The 8,700-nt window shown below is 66.3% G+C and carries 7 protein-coding genes and 2 tRNA genes; 4 read left to right on the forward strand and 5 right to left on the reverse strand.

Annotated features, from left to right (window positions below; genetic code table 11):
- Together EB084_13870 and EB084_13875 are read left to right on the forward strand one after the other, a co-directional pair.
- The coding region (locus EB084_13870; protein NDD29345.1) for a hypothetical protein at window positions 1-1,165 on the forward strand (1,165 nt) is incomplete at its 5' end.
- Window positions 1,166-1,169: 4 nt separating this feature from the next.
- Window positions 1,170-3,035 (forward strand): phospholipid carrier-dependent glycosyltransferase, encoded by a 1,866-nt coding sequence (locus EB084_13875; protein ID NDD29346.1) that lies wholly within the window; start codon window positions 1,170-1,172, stop codon window positions 3,033-3,035.
- Between the two features lie 158 nt (window positions 3,036-3,193).
- On the opposite strand, the gene EB084_13880 is transcribed toward EB084_13875, so the two are convergent.
- Window positions 3,194-3,883: a class I SAM-dependent methyltransferase gene (locus tag EB084_13880; GenBank protein ID NDD29347.1), complete on the reverse strand. Its 690-nt coding sequence runs from the start codon at window positions 3,881-3,883 to the stop codon at window positions 3,194-3,196.
- 3 nt (window positions 3,884-3,886) lie between these two features.
- Between EB084_13880 and EB084_13885 the strand changes: the two genes are divergently transcribed.
- Complete coding sequence (locus EB084_13885) at window positions 3,887-4,348, forward strand: hypothetical protein (protein NDD29348.1); 462 nt, start codon at window positions 3,887-3,889, stop codon at window positions 4,346-4,348.
- 567 nt (window positions 4,349-4,915) lie between these two features.
- Complete coding sequence (locus tag EB084_13890; GenBank protein ID NDD29349.1) at window positions 4,916-7,009, forward strand: hypothetical protein; 2,094 nt, start codon at window positions 4,916-4,918, stop codon at window positions 7,007-7,009.
- Between the two features lie 38 nt (window positions 7,010-7,047).
- On the opposite strand, the gene EB084_13895 is transcribed toward EB084_13890, so the two are convergent.
- The 4 genes from EB084_13895 to EB084_13910 form a co-directional block, all read right to left on the reverse strand.
- The gene (locus EB084_13895) at window positions 7,048-7,242 is read right to left on the reverse strand and encodes a hypothetical protein (GenBank protein ID NDD29350.1); all 195 of its coding nucleotides are present in this window, start codon (window positions 7,240-7,242) and stop codon (window positions 7,048-7,050) included.
- 39 nt (window positions 7,243-7,281) lie between these two features.
- Window positions 7,282-7,356, reverse strand: a tRNA-Ala gene (locus EB084_13900).
- A gap of 30 nt (window positions 7,357-7,386) precedes the next feature.
- A tRNA-Ile gene (locus EB084_13905) sits at window positions 7,387-7,463 on the reverse strand.
- A 104-nt stretch (window positions 7,464-7,567) separates the two neighbouring features.
- Window positions 7,568-8,407, reverse strand: a complete 840-nt coding sequence (locus EB084_13910; GenBank protein NDD29351.1) for a hypothetical protein — start codon at window positions 8,405-8,407, stop codon at window positions 7,568-7,570.
- Between the last annotated feature and the right edge of the window lie 293 nt (window positions 8,408-8,700).

Here is an 8,700-nt window from a genome sequence, read left to right on the forward strand (position 1 = left end):
GCCCCGCCTCGAGCCCCAGCTGGCCGCTGAGCCCGAGCTTTCCCTGTCGACCGCGACCCACGAGCCGTCGCATCCGCTGCCTGCCGTGGTGCGCATCACCCAGCCCTCACCCTATCTCGGCGGACCTCACCCCGATCCTGTTCTGCAGCGGCCCGAGCGCGAGCTCTCGGCAGACGCCGTCCTCGATGGCCTTGCCCGCTATGCAAGCCACCTGCGGGCGGGCAGACCGTTCTCGCGAGGAACGCGGCGGGGAGTGGCGCTGCCCGCGCCCGCCCCCAGCGCGTGGATGTCGCCGCTGGTGAAACCCTCCGAAGGGGAGCGCGGCTTCGACGAAGGTCTGGAGCTCGACTGGGCGCGCGCCCACGACCTCCACTCGGGTGACGTCATCGCCGTCCCCGCCGATCTGGTGTACGAGGGAGCCCCAAGAGACGGTCTTCCTCGAGACTGCGCCGCCCTGCCTTGCGCGCACCCGAGCCTGAATGTCTCCGTGCGGTGGGCGCTCTCACGCGTTGCTGAGGACGACGCGCTGATGGTCACGTGGCACGTCGGTTGCGCGCCTCGACGCGTGTCTGCGCGCCATCTGCCCGAGGCCTGGCGCGACGCCCTCGACGACGCGCGGGAGACCGGCGCGCAGATCGAGATCATCGACATCGGAAACGACCTGGGGATACCCGTTCTCGCTGTCATCGGAAGGCACCAGGGACGATGGTTCCACGGCTGCGGCGCGAGCTGGCAGGCAGAGCGGGCGCTGCGCGCCGCGTGGGCCAGGGCGATGGCAAGCCGCGCGCGCGCGCTTCCCGACCCGGGAGCCCCCGCCGACTTCCTCTTCGAAGGACCGGAGTCCGCGATGCCGGAAACCGTGCCGAGCGGGGTGACCGACCCCATCGACACGTGGCGTCACACACTCGGCCTGCGAGGGATGCAAGGGCTGTGGATCGACATCACCCCACCGGATGTTGCCGCCGCCGGCATCGTGGTGACACGCGCCTGGATCGCGGGAACCCTTCCCCGCCCTCCTGTGACCGCGCGTCTCGGCATCGACCCCACAACCTTTGCCTCCACCCGCGCGGGCGCCCGGCTGATGGCGCTTGCCCAGCACGCGCGAGGAGGCGATGAAGCGCTTCGCGCCGACGATCTGAACCTCACCCCGCACCCCTTCGCCTGATCCCGTGTCGTCGCCGTCGCTGCCGCCCGCCGAGTCGGCTCGAACCGAGCACACGAGCAGCCCCTCGCGGCTTGCGCTCTTGTTCGATCTGACACTGATCCTTGCCCTCTCCGCGGGGGTCACGTGGTTGAACGTGGCCTGGGCAATCCACAACCAGGCGCCTCCGCTGAGCGACGACAACAGCCATCTCTTCAACTCGATACAGATGCTGTGGCAGGTGCCAGCATGTGAGCGGCCGACCGCCCTGTGGCTGCTGTACCCTGGCCACTATCCCCCGCTGGCCTACCAGATGACGTTTATCTTCTACCGGTGGTTGGGACCCCACACGTGGGTTGCCATCGCCAGCTTCTTCCCCTTTCTCGCCATCATGGGGCTCAGCATGTACGGCATCGGCGTGGGGCTCGGTCGACGCGCAACGGGCCTCATCTGCGCCCTGGCCACCCTCTGCTCTCCCGTGGTGCTCGATCACGCCCGCACCTACTTCCTCGACCTCCCTTCCACTGCCATGCTCGCTCTCTCGCTGTGCGCACTTCTCTACAGCCGGGGCTTCAGCCGTCGCGGGTGGAGCCTGCTCTTCGGCGTCTCGATGGCGCTGGGAATGCTCTCGAAGTGGACCCATCCCGCCTTCGTGCTCCCCCTGTTGCTGTACACGTTGCACGGGGCGCTCACCCACATGTACGAGGAACGCTGGCCAGGCCTTCTCGTTGCGCTCATCATGGCGGGAACGGTGATGACCATGGGGCTCTACGTCCTCGAGTCTCCCGGGGTGTTCGACGGCAGTGATCTCACCCACGGGCCCTCGTTTCGGTGGACACCCTGGCTGCTGTGCGCAGGCCTGCTCATCATCGGGCTGGGCTCGCTCCGGCGTGCCGTGAGAACGCACCCGCACCTCGAGACCCTGGCAAACCTGCTTGAATCGTTCTGGCTGTCGGCCATGGCGGCCTGGCCCTGGTACTACTACAACGGCGAGCGCGTACGGGAGAAGATCGTCTACCAGGCACACGTCCAGGTTGACACCAGCCACGGCTGGATGACCTACCTGCAGGACACATCGATGATGGTTCACGGGGCACCCATGCTGCTCGTCGCGGGAATCGCGGTGGGGCTCTCCCTCCCGCGGCTGCGGGCCTTCACGGCAATCTTCGCCGCCAGCGTGCTGATCGACATGGCGCTCACCGCGCGGCTGCCCGCGGACAGTCGCTACTTCATGCCGGCGGTGACCTGCGTGGTCCCGCTGGCCCTGGTCTGGACCGCGCATCTGCAGGAGCTGGTGAGCGCTCCGCTGTCGAAGCGCCTGGCGCGCGCATTCGGCGTGTCGGTGCTGTTGCTGGTGGCCATCACCTGCCTCTGGCAGGTCACCGCCTCGGAGTGGCGACATCGCGGATTCCGCGGGCTCGATGGCCCCAGCCGCGAGCAGGCGCGAAACGACCGTGTGTACCTGGGGGCGCTCCCCGTGCTTCCCGCCATGCCCGTGCCCGGAAGCTTCCCCTATGATGAGGTGCTCGACGCCGTCGGCGCCCTTGATCGATCACCGCAGCGATGGGTGGGTGTGCTCGAGAGCAGCGACGATGCGTCACGCTTCCAGCCACGCTCGTTCCTCTATCACGCCGCGATGCGACAGATGCCCCTGTTCGTCGTGGAGACGTCCGACGCGCTCGAGCACGGCGACAACGTCCACGACATAGAGCAGGTGAAGACGTTCCTCGTCATCCATCGCGACCTCGACAGCCGCAAACGTCTACTCGAGTCGGCCATGGCACATGGCTGGCTCCCCAGGGGCACGCGCGAGAGAGGGCGCTTCACGTTCTCACCGGACTACGTGGTCGAGATTCACGCGAGCGCACAATCACTGAAGGCAACATCGCCATGAGACATCGCCCTCTGCCATCGATAAAAGGGACGGAGCGCGCCATCTTCCTGATGGTGGCCCTCATCGCGCTGCTCATACAAGGGCTCTGCCTGGCCTGGCTGTGGCGTCAGACAGCCCAGCGACGGCCTCCACAGACGAAGGCCGTTGCCGCTGCTCCTTCAGCGAAAGACGACGAAGTACTCTCGATCGTAGAGATCGTGCTTGCTGTCGAAAGCGAATCCCGCTGTCAGAAAGCCTGACTGGAGACGCTCCATCGAGACCTTGCCGCGAAGCGGATCGTCCTTGACCTCGATCACCGCCACCTTGCCGCCCGGCTTGAGGGCCCTGCGAATCGTTCGCAGACAGGCAGCCGACGAGGGATCTCCTTCCACGATGAAGTGGGCCTCACAGAGAAAAGCCCAATCAACGCTTGCCGGCGGAAGGCAGACATCGTCGAACTTCGATTCGACGAACTTGATGTTCGTGTGTGCCGGTGGGTCCTTGACCATGCGATTTTGCATGAACTCGAGGGCGTGCGCATCGATGTCCACGGCGAGCACCTTGCCAGACGACCCCACCGCCTTTGAGAAGACCCACGTGAAGTATCCGGATCCCGCGCCGATGTCGGCAATGACGTGTCCCTCCTTCAAGCCCAACCGTCGAACCACCTCGTCAGGCTGCTGGGTCTCGTTGCGCGTTGGATCAAGGTAGCTGTTCAGCACGTCATCAGACTGCAGCTCGCGCGCCGACGTCGACTTCGCCGCAGCGGGCGGGGAGGTCGTCGCCGTCGGGCCATCAGCGCGCGAGCACCCTGAAGAGAGCGTCAGGATCATCACTGCGAAGAATGCGACGAGGAGAGCGCGAGCCAATCAGTGCCCTCCAGACGACGGAGAGCCGCTCGAAGTCGGCGCTCCCTTCGAGGCCGGAGCGCCGCTGGCTGCCATGGGCGCCTCTTCCGAAGACCCCGGCGAGGCGTCGCCCGTTACCGGCGCACCGCTCGCGGAAGGCGCACCGCTCGCGGAAGGCGCACCGCTCGCGGAAGGCGCACCGCTCGCGGAAGGCGCGCCGCTTGCACTGCCCGGCATGAGCGGAACGCCGCTTGCGCGCAGCGGGAGCTTCTCGACGTGGAACGACCCGACGACGCGCTCGAAGACCGGAGCGCCTTCCTTGATCTCGGTCTCATCGCCGGCAAGGAAGACCCCGTAGGCCGTGGTCTTCGACCGCACGATGACGGCCTCCGCCACGTAGTTGTCAAAGCCAGCGGCCGTGGGCACGCGGCACAGGTAGCGCCGCCGCACGGCCTCGCGGCCATTGAGGCGCGTCTTCTTCTCTGAGCCGCCAACCACGGAGTGGTCGCCGAGATAGCTGTACTCAGCCTTCTCGATCTCGGCCTCAGAGCTGCTGCCGTAGAGGCCGAACGGGATGACCACGATGGAGAGCGTCTTGTGCGTCGGAGACTGCAGCAGTCGCGCCGCACCGAGAGGCGTCATATCGGGCGGGATGGAGAGGCGCCACGCCGTCGGGTACTCGAACCAGTACTCATAGCTGGGGTTCGCGCAGACGGCCCACTCCTTCGCAGAGGGTGCGATGGGCGTTCCCGCCTTCACCTCGAAGATGGTGGGAGGTGGCGCGCCGCTGCCGTTCTTGATGCCGGGAGCCCCCCCGGGCGTTGCACCGGAGTCGCCGCGGCGCCCCAGCACGACGATTCCCCCGATGACGATGATGAGCGCGGCGACGAGCACGATTGCAATCCCCCCGGATCTGCGACCAGGCTCATTGGACGAATCTGGAGATGGTTCGGAAGACGGATCAATCAACATGCCCTCGATTATATCAGCGCGCAGGCAAAGGCACAAGAATGGCGATTGCCTGCACGGCGGAGAGGCGCTACAATAAGCGCCATGTCATCGCACCACACCGACGAGGCCGCACCCTCAGAGCGGCTTGCCAACGTCGCCCGCACGGCTGGGGCCGCCATCGTGTTCACGTGCATCGCGCTGTGGTGCGTTCGCGGCGTTCTTCCACATTTCCAGGATGCCTACACCGGCGGCGGCGAGATCGAAGGGTGGATGTGGCGCTACTGGTGGATGAAGCGACTCATCGTTGATGCCTGGAACCACGCGGGCGCTTCCTACGCGGTGCGCACGGCGCTGGTGAGCGGTTCCTATCCGGAGACCGGAAATGTCTTCGACCTCCAGGCGCTCTCCATGCCGCTCGATGCCTGGCTCGGCAATCCGGCCCACTACAACGCGAAAGTGATTCTGATGCTGGTTCTCGACGGCCTGGCAGGCTACTTCCTGGCACGCCTTCTCGTCGACGACTGGGCGGCCTCGGTGCTGTGCGGGTTCACCATGGCATTTGCCGCCTACGTGCTGCTCGAGATCGACACGGGGCGCATCCGGCAGGCCCTGGTCTTCCCCCTTCCCATCTACGCCTACGGGCTGATGCGCGTCACCGCAGATCGCACCTCGCTGGGCTGGGCCGCACTGGCGGGGCTTGCCTTCGGGCTGTGCTCGTCGGTCTTCCTCTTCTACGGGATGAGCGCGGCGTTCATGACGGCGATCTGGCTGGTCTGGCTCGCCTGCCCCCCACCGGCCACCGCGCAGGCGAGCGCGCCGCAACGCGCGCAGGCGCTGCAGGCCCGCGTGCGCTACGTTCTCCTCGCGGCCGCCAGCATCTTCGGCATCGCGCAGTGCGCCATGCTCGGGGTCACGCCCGCCGCGGTGGGCGGGCTGGTGATTGCCCTGCTGGGCGTGACGTGCGCGGTGCTGGTGCGTCGCGACGGGGCTCGAAGAGGCGCGCAGATCGCTCTTCTGCTCGTCGTGGCCCTGACGTCATCGCTGCCCTACGCCACCTGGTACCTCCAGCAGGCGTTCGTGCGCCATCAGGCATTGCCGGAGGTCTCGTGGCAGCGCTCGTTCCCAACCCTCGAGAACCTCGAGAACCCCCACAACGTCCACAGCTCTGATGACGCGCTCATGAACTCGATGCAGCGCTTCCGCAGCGACTCGGTGAGCTGGGACCTGCTCTTCCTGACACAGTACCCGCGCGCCGTTCCCCTCGCGTTGACCGTGCTCGTCCTGGGCGGGCTGGTGCTCATCCCACGACGCCCGTGGCTCTTCGTGGCCTTCGCGGCGCTGGGCTATGCCCTGAGCCTGGGCCCCTACCTGAAAGGTGGCGTGAGTGAGGCGTACCTGGCCCGTCCCCACGGAATCAAGCTGCCTCAGGCGTGGTTCTTCGAATATGTGCCCTTCTTCTCTCGCCTCTTCTCACCCATCCGGATGGAAGGGCTCTTCCTCACGGGGTTCGGCGTGGTCGCAGCCTGGTCGGTGGCCATGCTCTTCCGGCGCCTCCGCCTCCCCGTGTGGGCACGCGTGGTCATGGTGGGCGCGATCATCGGCAGCAGCCTCTGGCAGATGGAGGGGGCCGGCGCGATTCCGCTGAGCCATACGCTCCTGCGCGTGCCCGAGGTCTATCCGGCCATCGCGAGCGCCGAAGGGGACGGAGTGATGGAGCTTCCCCTGCGAGAGGGAGACTACGTCAACTACTACCAGATCTTCCACGGCAAGCGGGTTCTCGACGGCTGGGCGACCGGCAGCATTCCCGAAGGGTATCCGCAATCGATCACGCGCTGGCTAGCCGAGAACCCCGGAAACCTCACCCGTGACAATCGGTTCCTGCACTGGCTTCGCACGAGCAACGAAGGAGAGTCTGACGAACCGGCGGGCTACACGGCCGACGACGTGAAGGCCATCGCGACGTACGGATACCGCTGGGCCCTGCTGCACGAGCGAGGCTGCTACATCGTGCGTGGCGCCAACGGCCATGAGCACTACCTCTATATGCGGCGGATTCTCGACGCGCGCTTCGGAAAACCCGTGAAGGTCGCAACGGAGCGGGTTCGAGAGAGGTTCGGAGAGTCAGCGCAGCCGGATGCGGAAGGGCTCTACGGCTGCGAGGTGGTTCTGTACGACCTTCAACCCCTCACGCGCTGACGCAGGTCTCGCCGTCTGCGTGGAAGACCGCGGTGCGCTCAGCGCCGGCGCATCGGAGGACGGCTGCGCACGGGGACCGGGATGAGGCGTGGCTGGGGGGGCTTCTGCCCCGCAATCAGCGACTTGAGGGCGCGCTCGATGCAAGCAACGATGTCAGACCACTTCACTCGGGTATCATAGCAGAGATCGAGACGGGCATCAATGCGTGAGGCCCACCACGATGCGCCTGCCACCCGGAAATGAAGAGAACCGTGCCGTGGCACGGTTCTTTCTGGTGGAGACGATGGGATTTGAACCCACGACCCCCTGCGTGCAAGGCAGGTGCTCTCCCGCTGAGCTACATCCCCAGGTGGGGGCGCCGAGCCCGCCGTGTTGAGTGGTGGGGTTGACTGGATTCGAACCGGTGACCTCGTCCTTATCAGGGACGCGCTCTAACCAACTGAGCTACAACCCCGCATCGTGGAGCGGTTGTCAGCAACAACCTTCCAAAAGCAAAAGGGAGTATAGCACACGCACCAGGGGGTGTCAATAGACGCCACATCGGCGTGGTGACGAGGCTCAGCGCTGTTCGATGAGGCTGATGAGCAGCGCTTCGAGCACGCGCACAGCGGTCTCGATGTGCTCGGGGTGCGGAAGCTCTCCCTCTTCCTCGCCCTCTTCCAGCACCTCGAGGACGGGCACACGCAGGTCGGAGGTGCAGACCCACCCATGGGAACGCACATCATCGAGCAGCACCTGCGAGACCTCTTCGGCAGGCGAGTACGCGATGAGCAGGCGCAGGGGCTGATGGGGGCCTCTGATCTCGATGGTGGGCTCCGCGTCGTCCGGCGTGATGCTCACCTCTACAGACGACGCGCCAGGCGCGCTGATCTCGAGGGTCTGCTCAGCCCACCCGTACTGCTGATAGAACTCGGTGGCCAGCTGGAAGAGGCGCCCCACCATCTCCGGGGTGACGTTCTCCACATCGAGGAAGGAGTCGATGTGCGGCTCGAGAACGAGCTCATCGAGAATCGGGTTCAGATCGTCGTCGTGGCTGCGCTGCACGAGGTCGATGCGCAGCGCGTCGAGCACAGGGCGTATCAGCTCCTTGTCGCGCTCGGTTCCGACCGCCACCACCGCAGGGATCATCGGGCGCCAGTCGTGACCCTCGCACTCGATGGCGTGAATGAGCTCCCACGCCATCGCCTCCGGGTCGCTTCCGGTCGGAAGCGTCGTCGTGCAACGCGTCTCCCGCGTCTCGCGGTCAACCCACAAGATCACGTCGAGAGGCCCGTCCTTGGGCGTGAACCCGAACGGTCGACGAGCACCTATCCAGTAGGCGGGGGAACGGGGGATTCGCTTGTGCGCCAGCCGGTGGATGGCGTCAGCCAGGGATTCTTGTCTCTTGTGCGCGGACATGGCTGCTCTCGTGGCGGGAATCGGGGTCGACGCGCATCCGCGGGGACGCGCGCCGCCGCTGTCATGGACGCCGCCGCCGAGAACCGTGTTTCGCGACCCGGAGAGACCCTCCTTCGCGCAGGTGGGGCTGCAGCCTTCAGCGCCCGCTGTCGAGGCGACGAACCGAACGCGCCGGGCAGCCCACCACGAGCGTGTCATCGTCGACATCGCGAACCACGACCGCGCCCGCTCCCACAACGGCGCGCGCCCCGATGCGCACCGCCTGGATGACGGTGGCACCGATGCCCACGAAC

Source organism: Pseudomonadota bacterium, assembly GCA_010028905.1.
GTDB lineage: Bacteria > Vulcanimicrobiota > Xenobia > RGZZ01 > RGZZ01 > RGZZ01.